The organism is Pantoea sp. Pa-EAmG (assembly GCF_030024295.1).
GTDB classification, from domain to species: Bacteria; Pseudomonadota; Gammaproteobacteria; order Enterobacterales; family Enterobacteriaceae; genus Pantoea; species Pantoea dispersa.
In genome coordinates this window covers 1-19,128 of the sequence record NZ_JASEWO010000036.1, presented here as the reverse complement: position 1 = coordinate 19,128, position 19,128 = coordinate 1, and the positions used below count along the sequence as shown (strand labels likewise).

General features: G+C 58.5%; 20 protein-coding genes. 7 read left to right on the top strand and 13 right to left on the bottom strand.

Annotated features, from left to right (window positions below; genetic code table 11):
* Positions 1-38 precede the first annotated feature (38 nt).
* Positions 39-1,274 carry an MFS transporter gene (locus tag QMM04_RS07520; protein WP_262264726.1) on the top strand — a complete coding sequence of 412 codons (1,236 nt, stop codon included), beginning with the start codon at positions 39-41 and terminating at the stop codon, positions 1,272-1,274.
* Positions 1,275-1,318: 44 nt separating this feature from the next.
* On the opposite strand, the gene lpxM is transcribed toward QMM04_RS07520, so the two are convergent.
* The 3 genes from lpxM to znuA form a co-directional block, all read right to left on the bottom strand.
* The gene (gene lpxM, locus QMM04_RS07515) at positions 1,319-2,293 is read right to left on the bottom strand and encodes a lauroyl-Kdo(2)-lipid IV(A) myristoyltransferase (protein WP_058757512.1); all 975 of its coding nucleotides are present in this window, start codon (positions 2,291-2,293) and stop codon (positions 1,319-1,321) included.
* 127 nt (positions 2,294-2,420) lie between these two features.
* Positions 2,421-3,749, bottom strand: a complete 1,329-nt coding sequence (gene mepM / locus QMM04_RS07510; RefSeq protein WP_282995925.1) for a murein DD-endopeptidase MepM — start codon at positions 3,747-3,749, stop codon at positions 2,421-2,423.
* A gap of 14 nt (positions 3,750-3,763) precedes the next feature.
* Complete coding sequence (gene znuA, locus QMM04_RS07505) at positions 3,764-4,735, bottom strand: zinc ABC transporter substrate-binding protein ZnuA (protein WP_282995924.1); 972 nt, start codon at positions 4,733-4,735, stop codon at positions 3,764-3,766.
* A 77-nt stretch (positions 4,736-4,812) separates the two neighbouring features.
* On the opposite strand from znuA, the gene znuC reads away from it, so the two are divergent.
* Together znuC and znuB are read left to right on the top strand one after the other, a co-directional pair.
* On the top strand, positions 4,813-5,568 hold the full coding sequence (gene znuC / locus QMM04_RS07500) for a zinc ABC transporter ATP-binding protein ZnuC (RefSeq protein WP_058774752.1): 756 nt from the start codon (positions 4,813-4,815) through the stop codon (positions 5,566-5,568).
* Entirely contained in the window at positions 5,565-6,350 is a 786-nt protein-coding gene (znuB, locus tag QMM04_RS07495; RefSeq protein WP_021509971.1) for a zinc ABC transporter permease subunit ZnuB, read from the top strand. The genes znuC and znuB overlap by 4 nt, the downstream gene beginning before the upstream one ends.
* Positions 6,351-6,356: 6 nt before the next feature.
* Here the strand turns inward: znuB and ruvB are convergent, their stop codons facing one another.
* The 6 genes from ruvB to aspS all read right to left on the bottom strand — a co-directional run bounded on the left by ruvB (position 6,357) and on the right by aspS (position 11,901).
* Positions 6,357-7,361 carry a Holliday junction branch migration DNA helicase RuvB gene (gene ruvB, locus QMM04_RS07490; protein WP_021509970.1) on the bottom strand — a complete coding sequence of 335 codons (1,005 nt, stop codon included), beginning with the start codon at positions 7,359-7,361 and terminating at the stop codon, positions 6,357-6,359.
* A gap of 8 nt (positions 7,362-7,369) precedes the next feature.
* Positions 7,370-7,984, bottom strand: coding sequence for a Holliday junction branch migration protein RuvA (ruvA, locus tag QMM04_RS07485; protein WP_021509969.1), 615 nt, complete (start codon positions 7,982-7,984; stop codon positions 7,370-7,372).
* Positions 7,985-8,138: 154 nt separating this feature from the next.
* Complete coding sequence (ruvC, locus tag QMM04_RS07480) at positions 8,139-8,666, bottom strand: crossover junction endodeoxyribonuclease RuvC (protein ID WP_021509968.1); 528 nt, start codon at positions 8,664-8,666, stop codon at positions 8,139-8,141.
* 37 nt (positions 8,667-8,703) lie between these two features.
* Complete coding sequence (locus QMM04_RS07475; RefSeq protein WP_021509967.1) at positions 8,704-9,447, bottom strand: YebC/PmpR family DNA-binding transcriptional regulator; 744 nt, start codon at positions 9,445-9,447, stop codon at positions 8,704-8,706.
* Positions 9,448-9,688: 241 nt separating this feature from the next.
* On the bottom strand, positions 9,689-10,120 hold the full coding sequence (gene nudB, locus QMM04_RS07470) for a dihydroneopterin triphosphate diphosphatase (RefSeq protein WP_058771222.1): 432 nt from the start codon (positions 10,118-10,120) through the stop codon (positions 9,689-9,691).
* Complete coding sequence (gene aspS / locus QMM04_RS07465; RefSeq protein WP_282995923.1) at positions 10,120-11,901, bottom strand: aspartate--tRNA ligase; 1,782 nt, start codon at positions 11,899-11,901, stop codon at positions 10,120-10,122. The genes nudB and aspS overlap by 1 nt, the downstream gene beginning before the upstream one ends.
* Before the next feature lie 230 nt (positions 11,902-12,131).
* Between aspS and QMM04_RS07460 the strand changes: the two genes are divergently transcribed.
* The 3 genes from QMM04_RS07460 (at position 12,132) to cmoB (ending at position 14,725) form a co-directional block, all read left to right on the top strand.
* Entirely contained in the window at positions 12,132-12,953 is an 822-nt protein-coding gene (locus QMM04_RS07460; RefSeq protein WP_104188964.1) for a DUF72 domain-containing protein, read from the top strand.
* A 78-nt stretch (positions 12,954-13,031) separates the two neighbouring features.
* Positions 13,032-13,760 carry a carboxy-S-adenosyl-L-methionine synthase CmoA gene (gene cmoA, locus QMM04_RS07455; RefSeq protein ID WP_058757507.1) on the top strand — a complete coding sequence of 243 codons (729 nt, stop codon included), beginning with the start codon at positions 13,032-13,034 and terminating at the stop codon, positions 13,758-13,760.
* The gene (gene cmoB / locus QMM04_RS07450) at positions 13,757-14,725 is read left to right on the top strand and encodes a tRNA 5-methoxyuridine(34)/uridine 5-oxyacetic acid(34) synthase CmoB (RefSeq protein ID WP_021509962.1); all 969 of its coding nucleotides are present in this window, start codon (positions 13,757-13,759) and stop codon (positions 14,723-14,725) included. The genes cmoA and cmoB overlap by 4 nt, the downstream gene beginning before the upstream one ends.
* A 3-nt stretch (positions 14,726-14,728) precedes the next feature.
* Here the strand turns inward: cmoB and QMM04_RS07445 are convergent, their stop codons facing one another.
* The 3 genes from QMM04_RS07445 to cutC form a co-directional block, all read right to left on the bottom strand.
* Complete coding sequence (locus tag QMM04_RS07445; RefSeq protein WP_059009766.1) at positions 14,729-15,349, bottom strand: LysE family translocator; 621 nt, start codon at positions 15,347-15,349, stop codon at positions 14,729-14,731.
* Between the two features lie 45 nt (positions 15,350-15,394).
* Positions 15,395-16,243, bottom strand: a complete 849-nt coding sequence (locus tag QMM04_RS07440; RefSeq protein ID WP_059009769.1) for a hypothetical protein — start codon at positions 16,241-16,243, stop codon at positions 15,395-15,397.
* Positions 16,244-16,411: 168 nt separating this feature from the next.
* Positions 16,412-17,164 carry a copper homeostasis protein CutC gene (gene cutC, locus QMM04_RS07435; RefSeq protein ID WP_021509959.1) on the bottom strand — a complete coding sequence of 251 codons (753 nt, stop codon included), beginning with the start codon at positions 17,162-17,164 and terminating at the stop codon, positions 16,412-16,414.
* 85 nt (positions 17,165-17,249) lie between these two features.
* On the opposite strand from cutC, the gene QMM04_RS07430 reads away from it, so the two are divergent.
* Positions 17,250-18,389: a PatB family C-S lyase gene (locus QMM04_RS07430; protein ID WP_125310396.1), complete on the top strand. Its 1,140-nt coding sequence runs from the start codon at positions 17,250-17,252 to the stop codon at positions 18,387-18,389.
* Here QMM04_RS07430 and QMM04_RS07425 read toward each other — a convergent pair.
* Positions 18,386-18,946, bottom strand: coding sequence for a VOC family protein (locus QMM04_RS07425; RefSeq protein WP_241798680.1), 561 nt, complete (start codon positions 18,944-18,946; stop codon positions 18,386-18,388). The two genes, QMM04_RS07430 and QMM04_RS07425, sit on opposite strands and share 4 nt — an antisense overlap.
* Between the last annotated feature and the right edge of the window lie 182 nt (positions 18,947-19,128).

The following is a 19,128-nucleotide window of genomic DNA, read 5'->3' as shown; positions in this document are numbered from 1 at the left end:
GGCAGTCGCGTTTTATTTTTCACTGACAAGGAGGCCAGATGGCCCGCTATCAACCCATCACTCAACTCACCGGGCGTGTGCTGCTGTTTCCGCTCGCGCTGGTGCTGTTTGAGTTCGCGACCTACATCGCCCATGACATGATTCAGCCAGGCATGCTGCTGGTCACCGCCGAGTTTAACGTCGGCCCGGAATGGGTATCCACCTCACTCACTGCCTATCTGATGGGCGGCGTGGTGCTGCAGTGGCTGCTCGGTCCGCTATCGGATAAATATGGCCGGCGTCCGGTGTTGCTGTTCGGCATTCTGTTCTTTGCCGCCGCCTGTGTTCTCACCACCTGGGTGAGCAACATCGAGCAGTTCGTTACGCTGCGCTTTATCCAGGGCATCAGCCTGTGCTTCATTGGCGCAGTAAGCTATGCCGCAGTGCAGGAGGCGTTTGACGAGGCGTTAGCTGTGCGCATGATGGCGCTGATGGCTAACGTGGCGCTGCTGGCACCGCTGGCGGGTCCGCTGGCCGGTGCCGCCTGGCTAACGGTGGGCGAATGGCGCAGCATGTTCTGGCTGTTTGCGGTTTGCAGCCTGCTGGCGTTTGTGGTGCTGTGGCGCATCATGCCGGAAACCGCCGGCGATCGCAGCCACTCCATTGCATTACCGAACCTGGCGCGCGGCTACGGACGGCTGGCGCGCGATAAGCAGGTGATGTACGGCTCCTTCGCTATCGGCCTGGTGTTCATCCCGATTCTTACCTGGGTGGCGCTGTCGCCGGTGATTCTGATGCATGAAGAAGGCTTATCCCGCCTGCAGTATGCATTGCTGCAATTACCGGTGTTTCTGGCGATGATCGCCGGTAACCTGACGCTGGGCAAACTGGCGGGACGCGTGGCCATCGAGCAACCGGTTAAATTTGCCGCCTGGCCGATTCTGCTCGGCCTGAGCATCGCGCTGGTGGCGAACCTGCTCAACAGCCACAGTTATCTGCTGCTCACCGCCGGCCTTAGCCTGTATGCGTTTGGTGCCGGGATGGTCAACGCCGGGCTGTACCGGTTGACGCTCTATTCCAGCAGCGAAGGCAAAGGCAGCATCGCCGCCATGCTGGGGATGATCAGCATTCTGACGCTGGCGGCGGGGATTGAAGTGGCGAAAAGCGGTTATTTCAGCGGCGGTACGCCGTGGTTCAGCGCAATTAACTTCGTCGCCGGCGTGTTGTGGTTTGGCCTGGTGACGCTGTTCCTGCGCGAGCGCAAGCGGCGCAGTCGCCTGACAAGCGTCGAATGAGTGATGACGAACCGTGCCGGGCGGCACGGTTCAGCACGCGTTAGCTATTTACGCGGGTACAAATCCTTACGCGCGTAGGGCTCAATATCCCCTTCTTTACGCGTCTTCAGCAGTTTGAGAATCCACGTGTACTGCTCCGGATGCGGGCGCACGAAGATTTCCACCTCTTCGTTCATGCGCCGCGCCAGCGTGGTGTCATCGGCATCCAGCAAATCGTCCATCGGCGGGCGCACATAAATCTCCAGCTTGTGCGTCGCGCTGTTATACACCGGGAACAGCGGCACGACGCGCGCGCGGCATACTTTCATCAGGCGCCCGACCGCCGGCAATGTCGCTTTATAGGTAGCAAAGAAATCGACAAACTCGCTGTGCTCAGCACCGTGATCCTGGTCCGGCAGATAGTAGCCGTAATAGCCCTGACGCACCGAGGCGATAAACGGTTTGATGCCGTCGTTGCGCGCATGCATGCGGCCACCAAAACGGCGACGGACAGTATTCCAGATATAATCCATCAGCGGATCGCTTTGATTGTGGAACATCGCCGCCATCATCTGACCTTCCGAGGCCAGCAGCATCGCCGGAATATCCACGCCCCAGCCGTGCGGCACGAGGAAAATCACGTTCTCATGATTCTCCTGCAGCGCCGTGATGATCTCGCGGCCGTGCCACTCAACGCGCTGGCGCACGCGTTCAGGATTACGCATCCCCAGCTCGGCCATCATCACCATCGCCTGCGGCGCGGTGGCAAACATACGATCAGCAATCTCTTCGCGCTGCGCTTCGCTGAGCTCCGGCAGGCAATAGTAGAGATTGATCAGCGCACGGCGGCGCGCACTTTTCGCCAGCTTGCCGGCAAACTTACCCAGCCCGCCCAGCACCGGATCGCGCACCCTGGCCGGCAGCATCGCCATACCGGCCAGCGCACCAATCGCCAGCCAGCTGCCCCAGTATTTCGGCTTTAAAAAAGAACGTTGAAAAACGGGAATAAACTCACTGTTATTTTTTTTTCGGGTTTCCATGCACTCGCCTCTGACAATGACGGCTCAATAATAGTGACGGCAGGTAATTTTGCAATCTTCACAGGCCAGATAGCAAAAAACCGACGAAGAATCCGTCGGTTTTTGCGCGTTTGCCCGGAAATTAACGTTATTTCAGCGTCAGCTGTGGCAGATAACTCTTCACCTGCGCCAGATAGGTGCTGCGATCTTTACCGGTCAGCCCTTCCATGCGCGGCAATTTCGCCGTCAGCGGGTTGACTGCCTGGTTGTTGATCCACACTTCATAATGCAGATGCGGTCCGGTGGAGCGACCGGTGTTACCGGAAAGCGCGATGCGATCGCCGCGTTTCACTTTCTGTCCCGGTTTCACCAGCGCTTTGCTCAGATGCATGTAGCGGGTCATGTACTGGCGACCGTGACGGATCGCGACGTAGTTACCGGCGGCTCCGCCGTTTTTCGCGATCACCACTTCGCCATCGCCGACAGCCAGCACAGGCGTACCAATCGGCAGCGCAAAATCGACGCCTTTGTGCGGCGCGATGCGCCCGGTCACCGGATTGAGGCGGCGCGGATTGAAGTTTGACGAGACGCGGTACTGTTTCACCGTCGGGAAGCGCATGAAGCCCCGCGCAAGACCGGAGCCGTTGCGGTCGTAGAACTTGCCGTCTTCCGCGCGGAACGCGTAGTAATCTTTACCGCCGGTGCGCAGCCGCACGCCGAGCAGCTGGCTCTGCGCACTTTTACCGTCCAGCATCTCACGCGACATCAGTACGCTGAAATCATCACCGGCGCGCAGTTTGCGGAAATCCATCTGCCACTGCATGGCTTTAATCACGCTGCTGGTTTCGGCGCTGGTCAGGCCGGCGCGCTGGGCGCTGGCGGCGAAACTGCCGCGCACTTCGCCTTTCAGGACGCTGTTCTGCCATTCACCCTTCTGCATCTCCTGCTGCATCTTAAAGCTGCCATTCGGCTGACGCGCATAGGTGCGGGTTTCACGCCGATCGATCTCCCAGGTGAAATCCTGCAGCGCGCCATCAGCATCCAGCGTCCACCTCAGCTGCTGTCCCACGCGCAGATTACGCAAACTCTTGTCGCTGCTGACCAGCGCGTTGATGTCACCGAGATCGATACCGTACTGATTAAGCGCGCTGCTCAGCGTATCGCCTGAGGAAACGGTGTAGTCATGCTGATCGGGATTGACCGGTACGTCTTTGTCGATGTCATCCGACGGGATCTCGTCTTCCGGTTCCGCCGTGGTTTGATCGATCGGTTCACTGGCTTCCGGCAGCAGCGTGCGCAGCTCGTTTTTGTCCAGCGTGATGTCTTTCACGATGGGCGCAACATCGCGGGGATGATAGACGTAAGGCCGCCAGACAGCGACGGCCAGTGTAACAACGGTGAGTGACCCCAGCATAACGCGGTGGGGGCGCGGCAAATTATTAAATGCGAGGGCGACAGAGCGGGCTATCTGCTGCACTTTTACCTATTCCTCTATGCTCCATTCAGGCAGCTCGCATACTGGCTTGACAGCTGTGAGAGGAATTTCACGTAGCTGTCTTTGGTTAAGCTGATTCCCATGCCTAACGGGTCGAGGGTGCCTTTACGCACGCTGGTTCCGCGAGACACGGCATCGATGACCGCCGGCCTGAATTGTGGTTCAGCAAAAACGCAGACTGCTTTCTGCTCAACCAACTGTGTTCGTATTTGATGTAAACGCTGGGCGCCCGGCTGGATCTCAGGATTGACGGTAAAATGACCTAATGGTGATAAACCGTAATGTTTCTCAAAGTAGCTGTAAGCGTCGTGAAAAACGAAATAACCCTTGTTCCGTACCGGCGCGAGTTGTGCGCCAATCCGTTTGTCTGTGTCCGCCAATTGTGCCTCAAACTGCTGCAGGTTGGCGTCAAGTTTGGCTTTGCTTTGCGGCATAAGTTCCAATAATTTTCCGTGGATTGCAACAGCAGATTGTTTCGCAATCTCCGGCGACATCCACAGGTGCATATTAAACTCGCCGTGGTGGTGATGAGTATGAGACGGGTCTTGCTTCTCAGAATTGTCTGAGTCATGGTCGTGATCGTGACCGTGCTCATGTTCGTCCTCATCTTCACCGCCGCTAATCAATAGCGGTTTTACGCCAGGCAAGGCGGCAATTTCGAGGTTCTTACTGGCCGGTAACTCTCCGGCGGACTTCGTCAGAAAGGCTTCCATCTCCGGACCGGTCCAAACTACTAAGTCAGCGTTTTTAATACGTTTTACATCGGATGGACGTAAGGCATAATCGTGCTCTGAGGCACCGTCCGGCAGCAATACTTCAACCGGCGTAATGCCATCGGCAATGGCGGCTGCGATAAATCCGAGAGGCTTGATTGAAGCCACCACCGCAGACTGCGCGGAAAACGTGGTGGCGAGGCTTAACGTCGCCGCAGAAAGGGTAAAAGCCAGGCGCTTTTTATTGTGTAACATAATGCGTCATTCCATCGTGACCATGTGATGGAATGTGATATTATAACATTCGAAATTCAATGCAACCCGTAAATATCATGTCGTCACTTGTTACACTCGAAAACATTTCGGTGAAATTTGGCCAGCGCGCGGTGCTGGCAGGCATCAGCCTGTCGCTGCAGCCGGGCAAAATTCTCACTCTGCTGGGCCCCAACGGAGCCGGCAAGTCCACGCTGGTGCGCACGGTACTCGGCCTGCTCACGCCAGACAGCGGCAGCGTCCGCCGCGCGCCGGGGCTGCGTATTGGCTATGTGCCGCAAAAGCTGCACATTGATCCGACGCTGCCGATCAGCGTTGAGCGCTTTATGCGTCTGACGCGCGGCAGTCGCCGTGACGATATTCTGCCGGCGCTGAAGCGGGTGCAGGCCGGCCATCTGCTGCAGTCACCGCTGCAAAAACTGTCTGGCGGCGAAACGCAGCGCGTGCTGCTGGCGCGCGCCCTGCTCAACCAGCCGCAGCTGCTGGTGCTGGACGAACCGACGCAGGGCGTGGATGTTAACGGTCAGGTGGCGCTATACGATTTGATCGATCAACTGCGACGCGAGCTCAACTGCGGCGTGCTGATGGTGTCGCACGACCTGCATCTGGTGATGGCAAAGACCGACGAAGTGCTGTGCCTCAACCATCACATCTGCTGTTCCGGCACGCCGGAAGCCGTTTCGCAGCATCCGGAATTTATCGCCATGTTTGGCCCGCGCGGCGCACAGCAGCTGGCGATTTACCGCCATCACCATAATCACCGTCACGATTTACAGGGACGCATTGTTCTGCGCAAAGGAAACGGCCCGTCATGATTGAACTGTTATTACCCGGCTGGCTGGGCGGCGTATTGCTGGCCCTGGCGGCCGGTCCGCTCGGCTCTTTTGTCGTCTGGCGCCGCATGTCCTATTTTGGCGACACGCTCGCCCACGCCTCTCTGCTCGGCGTGGCGTTTGGTCTGCTGCTCAACGTCAACCCTTATTATGCGGTGATTCTGGTCACCGTCTGTCTGGCGCTCGGGCTGGTGTGGCTGGAGCGACGCCCGCATCTGGCGATCGATACGCTGTTAGGGATTATGGCGCACAGCGCGCTGTCGCTGGGTCTGGTGGTGGTCAGTCTGATGCAGGGCGTGCGCGTTGATTTGATGGCCTATCTGTTTGGCGATTTGCTGGCGATCACCCCGGACGATTTGTCGCTGATGGCGGGCGGCGTGGCAATCGTGCTGGTGGTGATGGCGTGGCAATGGCGTTCGCTGCTGTCGATGACCATCAGTCCGGAGCTGGCGCAGGTAGACGGCGTAAACATTCAGCGTACCCGCCTGATGCTGATGCTGGTAACCGCGCTGACCATTGGTGTGGCGATGAAATTTGTTGGCGCGCTGATCATTACTTCACTGCTGATCATTCCGGCCGCCACGGCGCGACGCTTCTCGCGTTCGCCAGAACAGATGGCCGGCTTTGCGGTGCTCATCGGCATCATTGCCGTCACTGGTGGCCTGACTTTCTCTGCCAGCTACGACACCCCGGCCGGTCCGTCGGTGGTGCTGTGTGCTGCGGTACTGTTCATTATCAGCATGGCAAAAAAACCGGCGGCGTGACGCCGGTTACTCTTCGCGGCTGATGCCGAAATGCTTATAGGCGTGCTGCGTGGCCATCCGGCCGCGCGGCGTGCGCTGAATAAAGCCCTGCTGGATCAGGAAGGGTTCGATAACGTCCTCGATGGTTTCACGCTCCTCACCAATCGCCGCCGCCAGATTATCCAGCCCCACCGGACCGCCCATGAACTTGTCAATGATCGCCAGCAGCAGCTTGCGGTCCATATAGTCGAAGCCCTGATTGTCCACATTGAGCATATCCAGCGCGCTGGCGGCGACTTCGCCACTCATGTTGCCACTGGCGCGCACTTCGGCGAAGTCACGTACACGGCGCAGCAGGCGGTTGGCGATACGCGGCGTACCGCGCGCACGGCGCGCCACTTCCAGCGCGCCCTCTTCGCTCAGCGTTAGCCCCAGGCAGGCGGCGCTGCGTCCGACGATGTGCTGCAGATCCGGCACATTGTAGAATTCCAGGCGCTGCACGATCCCAAAGCGATCGCGCAGCGGTGAGGTGAGCGAGCCCGCACGGGTGGTCGCACCAATCAGGGTAAACGGCGGCAAATCCAGTTTGATCGAGCGCGCTGCAGGTCCGTCACCGATCATGATATCCAACTGATAATCTTCCATCGCCGGATACAGCACCTCTTCCACTACCGGCGACAGACGATGAATTTCATCAATAAACAGGACGTCGTGTGGTTCAAGGTTGGTGAGCATCGCCGCCAGGTCACCGGCCTTTTCCAGCACCGGACCGGACGTGGTGCGCAGATTGACGCCCATCTCATTAGCCACGATGTTGGCCAGCGTGGTTTTGCCCAGCCCGGGCGGACCAAAGATCAGCAGGTGGTCCAGCGCATCGCCGCGCAGTTTGGCGGCCTGGATGAAAATCTCCATCTGCTCGCGCACCTGCGGCTGCCCGACATATTCCGTCAGCAGTTTGGGGCGAATAGCGCGGTCGAGGCTCTCTTCCTCAGTGAAAGAACTGCCCGAGACCAGGCGGTCGGCTTCAATCATGCATTACCTCAAATAGCAGCGCGCAGGGCTTCGCGAATCAGGGTTTCACAATCCGCATCTGGTTTGCCAACCTTGCTGACCATACGGCTGGCTTCCTGCGGTTTATAACCCAGCGCTACCAGCGCTGCAACTGCTTCAGCCTCGGCGTCGTTGTTATCCTGCTGTGCCGACGGTGTGGTCAGGGTAAACGCCGAGTCGCCACCAAACAGGTCGCCGTGCATGCCTTTGAAGCGATCTTTCATCTCAACCACCAGACGCTCAGCGGTTTTCTTGCCCACGCCCGGCAGCTTCACCAGCGAGGCGATCTCTTCGCGCTCCACCGCAGTGACAAACTGCTGCGCCGACATGCCGGAGAGAATCGCCAGCGCCAGTTTGGGCCCGACGCCGTTGACTTTGATCAGCTCACGGAACAGCGCCCGCTCCTGCTTACTGTTAAACCCGAACAGCAGCTGCGCATCTTCCCGCACCACAAACTGGGTGAAGATAATCGCTTCCTGGTTGATGTCCGGCAGCTCGTAAAAGCAGGTCATTGGCAGGTGCACTTCGTAACCCACACCGTGCGCCTCAATCAGCACCAGCGGCGGCTGTTTTTCCAGAATAATGCCTCGTAAACGACCAATCACCTGAGCAATTCCTTAGTGTATGTGTAAGCGTCTGAATCATCGGCCTCCTGCCACACCGCGCTAAACCGCGCGCCTGCTGGAGGTAAAATGTCGGCTATGTATATCATAAAAAAGGCTGGATGCATATCCAGCCTATTGAATGGCCACGCTTTTGCTAACCGGATCGCAAACGTCCGCGCGTCAGCACCAGTTTGCTGTCGCTCATGCGCGCCGCATTCTGGCTGACGTGGCAATGGGTGATGGCGATGGCCAGCGCATCGGCGGCATCCGCCTGCGGATTGGCCGGCAGTTTGAGCAGCGTGCGCACCATGTGCTGCACCTGGCTTTTTTCCGCGCTACCGATGCCGGTTACCGTCTGCTTCACCTGACGGGCCGCATACTCAAACACCGGCAGATCAAGGTTGACTGCTGCGACAATTGCCGCGCCACGCGCCTGCCCCAGCTTGAGCGCCGAATCCGCGTTCTTCGCCATAAACACCTGCTCAATGGCGAAGTAATCCGGCGCGAACTGGGTGATGATTTCGCTGACGCCAGCGTAAATCAGTTTGAGGCGGGAAGGCAGATCGGTGACGTTAGTGCGGATACAGCCGCTGCCCAGATAGCTGAGCTGGCGGCCGGTCTGGCGGATGACACCGTAGCCGGTGACGCGCGAGCCGGGGTCAATCCCGAGTATTATCGCCATAGCGCGTCTCCGTATTGCAGGGGTTTGCGTAACGCCATTACAGCGTTTCCGCTACCTCATCAGAAATTTCACCGTTATGGTAAACTTCCTGCACATCATCACAATCTTCCAGCATGTCGATCAGACGCAGCAGCTTAGGAGCCGTCTCGGCATCCAGTTCCGCTTTGGTTGATGGAATCATCGACACTTCAGCACTGTCGGCTTTCAGACCGGTGGCTTCCAGTGCATCGCGCACGCTGCCCAGCTCTTCCCACGCGGTAAAGACGTCAATCGCGCCATCGTCATAGCTCACGACGTCTTCTGCACCGGCTTCCAGCGCCGCTTCCATCACAGCATCTTCGTCCTGGCCTGGCGCGAAGGAGATCACGCCTTTCTTGCTGAACAGGTAAGAGACCGAACCGTCGGTGCCGAGGTTACCGCCGGTTTTGCTGAAGGCGTGACGCACTTCGCCCACGGTACGGTTACGGTTATCACTCAGACACTCCACCATGACCGCAGAGCCGCCCGGACCGTAACCTTCATAGATGATGGTTTCCATGTTGCTGTCATCTTCACCGCCGACGCCGCGCGCGATCGCACGGTTCATGGTGTCACGCGTCATGTTGTTGGACAGGGCTTTGTCCATCGCTGCGCGCAGACGCGGGTTGGAGCCGGCATCGCCACCGCCCAGCTTGGCTGCTGTTACCAGCTCGCGAATGATTTTGGTGAAGATTTTACCGCGCTTGGCGTCCTGAGCCGCTTTGCGGTGCTTTGTATTCGCCCATTTACTATGTCCAGCCATCTTACATATTCTCCGATCTTTAACAGGGTGCAGGCTATCTTGCTGGCAATCTTGTTCCCCGGCAGTGCGCGCAATCCTCGCGTACTCATGTACGCTCCGGTTGCTGTGCGCTGGCGGTGAACAACCTTGCTGCGCCGATGACGCCTGACTGTTCTATTTTAGCGGTGCAAATCTTTCGACTTACACCGTATGTCTGTAATTTAACGATAAAACCACCGGAAAAACGCGCGGTGGCGGGCATTCAGATAAATTCGTCAATTGCCTGACGATTACTCCATGAGCGGGTTAGTGCGGCGGCAGCGGCCGGTGTCAGCCACTGTGCGGCGAGATGCTCGCTCAGCAGTGGCTGGCGTTCGGCGGGCAGCGCCAGCCGGAACCAGTGTTCCCGGTTATGCGTGATGCCCGGCGCATAACGATGGCGATAGTGCGGAAAGATCTCAAACTCAATCTGTTTGTGGCAATCTTCCAGCACCAGCCCCTCTGCGGCAATATCAATCGCCAGCTCTTCAGCCACTTCGCGCTGCGCCGTTTGCGCCGGCGTTTCGCCCGGCTCCAGGCTGCCGGTAACCGACTGCCAGAAGCTGGGGTCATCGCGCCGCTGCAGCATTAACACCCGGCCGGTATCTTGCGCAAAAATCACCACCAGCACCGATACCGGGTGTTTATAGCCCATTATTTCGTCTCTGGAGTGACTTTCTTCGGCGCGATCTGGATACCGAGGTCCGCCAGCGCCGCCGGATTGGCTTCGCTTGGCGCTTCAGTCATCAGACAGGCCGCCGCAGTGGTTTTCGGGAACGCAATCACATCGCGGATATTGTCGGTGCCGGTCAGCAGCATGGTCAGACGGTCAAGACCGAATGCCAGACCTGCGTGCGGCGGGGTACCGAACTTCAGCGCATCCAGCAGGAAGCCAAACTTCTCACGCTGCTCTTCTTCGCTGATGCCCAGAATGCTAAACACTGTCTGCTGCATATTGCCGCTGTGGATACGCACCGAACCGCCGCCCACTTCATAACCGTTGATCACCATATCGTAGGCGTTAGCCACCGCCTGCGTCGGATCGGCCGCCAGCTGTTCCGCCGTCAGCGCTTTTGGCGAGGTGAACGGATGGTGCATCGCCGCCAGGCCGCCTTCGTCGTCCTCTTCGAACATCGGGAAGTCAACCACCCACAGCGGAGCCCAGGCTTTATCATTGGTGATTTGCAGGTCACGGCCCACTTTCAGGCGCAGTGCACCCAGTGCATCCGCCACCACTTTGGCACGGTCGGCGCCGAAGAAGATCAGGTCGCCGTCCTGCGCGTCGGTACGCTGCAGAATAGCTTCAACGATCTCCGGCGTCAGGAATTTGGCCACCGGGCTCTGCACGCCGTCGAAACCGCTGGCGCGCGCATTGATCTTCATCCACGCCAGACCTTTGGCACCGTAAATGCCGACAAAGCTGCCGTATTCGTCGATTTGCTTACGCGTCAGGGCGGTACCGCCCGGCACGCGCAGCGCCGCAACGCGCCCTTTCGGGTCGTTTGCCGGGCCGGCGAACACCTGGAATTCAACGCTTTTCAGCAGGTCAGCAACGTCCACCAGCTCCATCGGGTTACGCAGGTCTGGCTTATCCGAACCATAGCGGTTCATCGCTTCGGCAAAGGTCATTTGCGGGAAGTCACCGAGGTCGACGCCTTTGATGTCCAGCCACAGTTCACGGATCATCCGCTCCATCACGCTGCGCACCTGCTCAGCGCTCATGAACGAGGTTTCCACGTCGATCTGGGTGAACTCCGGCTGACGGTCTGCACGCAGGTCTTCGTCACGGAAGCATTTGACGATCTGATAGTAGCGGTCAAAACCAGACATCATCAGCAGCTGTTTAAACAGCTGCGGTGACTGCGGCAGCGCGTAGAATTTACCTTTGTGCACCCGGCTCGGCACCAGGTAGTCACGCGCGCCTTCCGGCGTGGCTTTGGTCAGCATCGGGGTTTCGATGTCGAGGAAGCCTTCACCGTCCATAAAGCGGCGCACAAAGCTGGTAATTCTGGCACGGGTTTTCAGACGCTGCGCCATTTCCGGACGACGCAGGTCGAGGTAGCGATAGGTCAGACGCGCTTCTTCGCTGTTGGTCTGGTTAGAGTCCAGCGGCAGCGGTTCTGCGCGGTTGATGATGTTCAGCTCATGGGCGAACACTTCGATGTCACCGGTGGCCATGTCGCTGTTGCGGTTTTTCTCTTCACGCGCACGCACAGTACCGGTGATCTGGATACAGAATTCATTACGCAGTTCAGACGCCAGCTGGAAAGCCTGCTGATGATCGGCATCGAAAAACACCTGCGCGATGCCTTCGCGGTCACGCATATCGATAAAAATCAGGCTGCCGAGATCGCGACGGCGATTGACCCAGCCGCAGAGTGTAACTTGCTGACCCACATGAGACAGATTGAGCTGTCCGCAATATTCTGTACGCATAACGTATCCTTTTAACTTCGCCGCTGCTGCCAGACAGCATCAGGCCGCGTAACCTTCTGAGATGCTGCCGCAAAAAAGGCGGCTATTATAATGGAAAATGGCAGGCAGGATAAGCAGATCCCGCGCAAAGCGGACAAATCGTCAGCGTTTGCCGCGCGATCGGTTCCTGCCCGTGGCAAAACCAGGTAACGTACAGCGCATTTTCCGCGCCACAGCAGGCAGGAGCAGTTTTGACACTTCGTATTGGATTACCACAATGGCAGCATGCCAACTGGAGAGTATTGGGTATCGAAACCCTGGCGGATTACGCCCGGCTGTTCGGCTGCGTCGAAGGCAACACCACGCTTTACGCGCTGCCCAAACCCGAAGTGGTGCAGCGCTGGTATGACATGACTGACGACGCCTTTCGCTTCTGCTTTAAATTTCCTGACACCATCAGCCACAAAGCGGCGCTGAAGAACTGCGATGAGCTGGTGAATGAATTTCTGCGCCTGCTGGATCCGCTCAGCCAGCGCATCGGCCAGTACTGGCTGCAGCTGCCCGCCGCCTTTTCACCGGCGCAGCTGACAGATTTGTGGGCGTTTCTCGATCGCCTGCCGCGCAGCTTTCACTATGGCGTGGAAGTGCGCCATGCGGCCTTTTTTGCCAAAGGCGAGGCCGAGCGCGCGCTGAATCGCGGCCTGCATCAGCGCGGGGTTAATCGGGTGATACTCGACAGCCGTCCGGTGCACGCCTCTGCCTCGCTCAGCCCGGCCGCCGTGCATGCGCGCGCGCAAAAGCCGCGTGTGCCGACGCACGCGGTGCGCACTGCCGGTCAGCCGATGGTGCGCTTTATCGGCAGCGACAGCGTGGAGGAGAGCCTGCCGCTGTTTGATGTCTGGCAGCAAAAACTGGCGGACTGGCAGCACGACAGCGACCCGCTGCTGTTCATCCATACGCCGGATATGGGCGCGGTGTTTCCGCTGCTGCAGGCGCTCTGGCCGCAGCTGCAACAGCTGGAGCCGACGCTGCGCCCGCTGCCCGCCTGGCCACAACAATCCAGCCTGTTCTAAACGCAGGGAAACGGGTGCAGCCTGCGGCAGTTTCTGCCAGAATAGCGCCCTTTCCGTTTTCTCTCCGGACCTTTCATTATGTCTGACCGCGATACGCTATTTTCCGCACCCATCGATAAGCTGGGTGACTGGACCTTTGACGAGCGCGTGGCTGAAGTCTTTCCCGATATGATTCAGCGCTCGGTGCCGGGTTACTCCAACATCATTTCGATGATTGGCATGCTGGCAGAACGCTTTGTGCAGCCCAACAGCCAGGTTTACGATCTCGGCTGCTCGCTGGGCGCGGCCACGCTGGCGGTGCGCCGCAATATTCAGGCACCGGGTTGCCAGATTATTGCCGTCGATAATTCACCGGCGATGGTGGAACGCTGCCGCCGTCACATCGACGCCTTCCGCGCCGCTACGCCGGTGCAGGTGCTGGAAGCGGATATCCGCGATATCCACATCGAAAACGCCTCACTGGTGGTGCTCAACTTTACCCTGCAGTTCCTCGAGCCGGACGCGCGCCTGACGCTGCTGCAAAAAATCGCTGCCGGCCTCAATCCGGGCGGTGCGCTGGTGCTGTCGGAAAAGTTCAGCTTTGAAGATGCCGACGTCGGCGAACTGCTGTTCAACATGCACCACGACTTTAAGCGCGCCAACGGCTACAGCGAGCTGGAGATCAGCCAGAAGCGCAGCATGCTGGAGAACGTGATGCTGACGGACAGCGTGGAAACGCATAAAGCCCGCCTGAAAAGCGCCGGCTTTGCCCATGCCGAATTGTGGTTCCAGTGCTTTAACTTTGGCTCACTGGTGGCGTTGAAATGATTGATTTTGGCCGTTTTTATCAGCAAATCGCCACCGGCCCGCTCGCCAGCTGGCTGGAAGTGTTGCCGGCGCAGGTCGCCGCCTGGCAGCGTGAAAACCTGCACGGACATTTTCGCAACTGGGAGAAGTCGGTCGACAATCTGCCGCTGCTGGTGCCGCAGCAGCTCGATCTGCTGCACAGCGTCAGCGCGCAGCATGACGCGTTAACCGATCGCCAGCGCGCCGGCATCGAAAAGCTGCTGCGTAACCTGATGCCGTGGCGCAAAGGACCGTTTTCGCTCTACGGCTGCGACATCGACACCGAATGGCGCTCCGACTGGAAGTGGGACCGCGTGCTGCCGCATATCTCTTCGCTGGCCGGTCGAACCGTGCTGGATGTGGGCTGCGGCAGCGGTTATCACATGTGGCGCATGATTGGTGCCGGCGCGCAGCTGGTGGTCGGTATCGATCCGATGCAGCTGTTCCTGTGCCAGTTCGAAGCGGTGCGTAAGCTGCTGGGTGACGATCGCCGTGCGCATCTGCTGCCGCTGGGCATTGAGCAACTACCGGCGCTGCAGGCGTTCGATACCGTGTTCTCCATGGGCGTGCTCTATCACCGGCGTTCGCCGCTCGACCATCTGCTGCAGCTGAAAAATCAGCTGGTCAGCGACGGCGAACTGGTACTGGAAACACTGGTGATTGAAGGCGATGAAAACGCGGTGCTGGTGCCGGGTGAACGCTATGCGCAGATGCGCAACGTTTACTTTATTCCGTCTGCGGCGGCGCTGAAAAACTGGCTGGAGAAGTGCGGTTTTGTTGATGTGCGCATCGCCGATTACGCCATCACCTCGGTGGAAGAGCAGCGTCGCACCGACTGGATGACCAGCGAATCGCTGGCGGAGTTCCTCGATCCGCACGACAGCAGCAAAACGATTGAAGGCTATCCCGCCCCGCTGCGTGCCGTGCTGGTGGCGCGCAAACCGTAACGCTTAACGCCGCGACAGCGCCAGCTTCGCGGCGAAACCAATAAACACGCAGCCGGTCAGGCGATCCATCACTTTTAACACTGCCGGACGGCGCAGATGACCGGCAAAGTACTGGCTGCCGCTAATCAATACCGCGTTCCACACTAAGCCAATCACCATGTGGGTGAGCGCCATCAGCGTGCACCACAGCGCCACCGATCCGCCGGCCGGGATAAACTGCGGCAGAAAGGTGACGTAAAAAACCCCGACTTTGGGATTGAGCAGGTTACCGGTCAGGCCACGCGCGAAGCAGGTCAGATAGCGCTCTTCCCGCTTTTGCCCCTCCTGCCCGCTGGCCACCGTACTGCGCGGGTTGAGCAGTAGTCTGACGCCGAGATACAGCAGGTACACAGCACCGATGCCTTTCAGCAGGTTATAAGCCATTTCCGAAGCCAGCAGCAGCGCGCCTAAGCCCAGCCCGACCGCCACGCCCCACACCAGACAGCCGAGCGTAACGCCCAATGCCGTCGCCGAGGCACGCTGCCAGCCCTGCGCAGCCGCCGAACGCAGCACCAGCGCGGTATCGAAGCCGGGCGTCAACGTAAGCAGGGTAATGGCGAAAAGGAATGAAATAACCAGTGTCATGATGGGCTCCCGGGTTGTGCACAGAACAGCATACGCGACGGCGCATCAATTGCCCGTCGCCGGACGATCCCAGTACTGATATTTGTAGGCCGAACTCAGATGCCGCTCAATGGTGCCTTTGGCAAACACTTCGGTCTCATGCAAATAGCTCAGCGTGCAATTGCCTACCTCATCCCACAGCTGACACTCATCCACCGATCGCAAAGTGCTGACCGGCGTGGTCGAGGTGCCGTGCAGCCGCAGTTCGCGCCACTGATTATCGTAGCTGTAGGTCTCTTTGCTGCGCGCGCTGGTGGATGCCACCACCAGCCCCTGCGGATTCCAGCGCCAGGTATTCTCGCCGTTGGTCAGCGCATCACTGCCGCGCGCGATACTTTTTTCCAGCCGGAAGTGTTTATCGTAGCGGTAAGTGGTATCGGTAAAGCCCTCTTTTCCCATGCTGGTAAATTTGTCCGAGGCGCTGATGATGTTGCCGTGTTGCCCCATCTGCCAGCTGATGGTGCCCTGCCGGTTATCTACCACTTCCTCTTTGCCCGCGCGGGTCACTTTAACCAGATAAGCATAGTCAGCCACCCAGCCGCGCTGCACGCGCGCGATATGCTGCTCCATGCTCAGCACCACGTTGCCTTCGCTTTTGTCATAGGTGATGTCAGCCACCATCAGATCGCCGCACTGGTCAAACTGCCCGAGCACGCGCTTCTGCGAGTTGACGTCTTTACCAAACTCCCCGGCCACCACCTGGCGCACCGCGCCTTTGGCATCGCCGCCCAGCATAATCCAGTTGTTGCTGCTGGTGATGTTTTTGCTCAGCGGCGGGCAGGTGCTGCTGGCGGCCAGCGCCGCGCCGGCAACGGGGAACAGCAGAATCACAACAGCATAAGGGAGGGATTTCATCAGCGTTATCCGCGCGTTAAGCCATAGAGTAATCAAAGCATCTTTTTCACCAATGCGCTATTCATGGCGAAGCGGCAGACAAAAAGAACCCCAGCAAGGAACTGGGGTTTGGTACTTGCAAACATCACGTCAGGTTTTCGGCGTGCTGCGCGGCAAAATTGGTACGGGTCAGGCGACCCGGTCAACGCTCATCTGCATCATGCTCTTCATGGCTTCGACGACATCGCCATCGACACAGGAGCGGCTGAATTCATCGGTTTCCGCTTCAGAACACATCGAGACACCGGCTTTACGGTAGCGCATCGGTGACGCGACGGCACGGCTGGCGGAGCTGTGGACTTCCTGCAATCCGCTGTCGAGGAACTTTTGCAGATTGCTGAGGCGCACGCCTGCCCCTGCCATAATGATTGGACCGGTGCTGTATTCATTTAGTTCCCGTAATAATGCAATTCCGGTTTCAGCGCTCTGCTGCTGACCGGAAGTCAGAATGCGGGCGATCCCTAAATCAGTCAGCACCTCCAGCGAACGCTTCGGGCTGTGGCACAAATCAAAGGCGCGATGGAAGGTCACCGCCATGCCGTCGCACAGCGCCATAATCTGCTGCATGCGAACCGTGTCGACGTGCGCATCTTCGTCCAGCATGCCAATCACCAGGCCAGGAAAACCCAGCTCGCGAATGCGCGCCACGTCCGATTTCATCACCTCAAATTCGCGTGCGGTGTAACAAAAATCGCCGCCGCGCGGCCGCACGATCGGGTGGACCGGAATGGTCAGTTCACGTTGTGCGGCTTCCAGCATACCCGCCGAAGGTGTCAGTCCGCCTTCACGCGGAGCACTGCACAGCTCCACGCGATCGGCACCGGACGCCTGCGCAGTCATTGCGCAGTCGATGCCATAGCAACAAATTTCCAGTTTCGTCATACCTTGCTCCTTTTCATGACTGCTGGCTCGGGAGGAGTGCATCAGTTAGTCTGCTCATTCAGACAGTTTACGTGGAAAGCGCACTATGGCATTCGATTTTGATCAAGGGATAGACCGTCGTCACAGCGATAGTTTGAAATGGCACAAATATGGTGATCGCGATGTGTTGCCTTTGTGGGTTGCCGACACCGATTTTCGCTCGCCGCCGTGCATCATTGAGGCCATTAAACAGCGTGCTGATCACGGTGTATTCGGCTACGGCGCGACGCCGCACGGTTTGATTGATATCACTATTTCCCGCTTAGCCCAGCGCTATGGCTGGCAGATTGAGCCGGAATGGATTGTGTTGCTGCCGGGCGTGGTAAGCGGACTGAATTTATCGGTCCGGGCATTTACCGAGTCGTCGCAGAGCACCGTGGCACCGACGCCAATTTATCCGCCGTTTCGCGCGGCGGCGCGGCTGGCGCAGCGCGCTCAGGTCAATCTGCCATTGCAATTGCAGCAGGATCGCTGGGTGATGCAGCTGGATGACAGCCAGATGCAGGGCAACGAGCGCCTGCTCATGCTGTGCAATCCGCAGAATCCGGGCGGCACCGTCTACCGCCGTGATGAGCTGGAGGCGCAGCTGGCCTTTGCCCAACGCCACGATTTGCTGGTGTGCTCCGATGAAATCCATTGTGACCTGCTGTTAACGCCCGGCGTACAGCACATTCCGTTTGCCTCGCTGAGCGAAGATGCCGCCCAGCGCAGCATCACCCTGATTTCGCCGTCTAAAACCTTCAACATCGCCGGGCTGGGTGCGTCCATGGCCATTATCCCTCATCCCGAACTGCGGAAACGCTTTAAGCAGGTGCGTGAAGGCATCGTACCGGGCGTGGATATTCTGGCGCTGGTGGCGGCGGAAGCCGCATGGCGCGGCGGTGATGCATGGCTGGCGGACCAGCTTGCTTACCTGCGCGCCAATCGTGACTGGCTGGTGCAGCAGGTGAATGCGCTGCCGGAACTCAGCATGGTCGCGCCAGAGGCCAGCTATCTCGGCTGGATTGACGCCAGCCAGCTGGATGTTGCCAGCCCGGCGCTGTATTTCGAAAAACACGGTCTCGGTTTCTCGCCGGGCCGTGATTTTGGCGACGATCGCTTCGTGCGCTTCAACTTTGGCTGCACGCACGCCACCCTGCAGCAGGCGGTATCGCGCCTGCAGCAGGCGGTGGCAGCGCGGCGCTAAGTCTGTTCGCTGGCAACGATCTCCTCCAGCCGCCATGGATGAAACTTGATGGTAGTTTGCCCGTCCGTCACCGCTAAGGTCGGATTGGGCAGACGTTCATTTTCACCCTGCGGCGTGCTGGTTTTAAACGCGATGCCCGGCTGCGTCAGCGCCTCGTCTGCCAGCAACGCCATCGCACGCATGCCCAGCGTTTCCGGCTCGCCGCGCAACACAATTTCCACATGCTCCCAGCCTTCATGGCGATACAGCTTCTCACCGGGCCACGGCAGCTCGATCACATCCACCTGCCAGCCCGCGATGCGCAGCGGCTGATGCAACTTAAACAGGCAGATCGGCCGTCCATTAATCATCGCTTCGGAAAACTGCTCGCCGATTTGCATTAACCCGGCTTTCCAACGTTCTGCCGTGGCGAACTGGTGACAGCGCACCGCCACGTGGTCCGCCTCGTGCTGCGTGAGGTCCAGACCGAGGCGTGCCGCAAAGTGTTGCAAAGCCTGTTCAAATCGGGACAGGTCTTGTTTTAAGTCACTCAGTTCTGAAGGAAAATCCAGATTCATACGTTAAATACCTCAAACTCAGTTCAGATCTTTTAATCAATAAAAAAACAGGGCTGCCGCAGCTTTCGCTTGACAAAATGCTCGGATTCATCCGATTTCACGCCAAAAACCTTCAAAAACCGCATAAATCGCCCCTCTCTTTCGGATTAATCGCGTAATCAGGTCCACACGGTACTTTATAA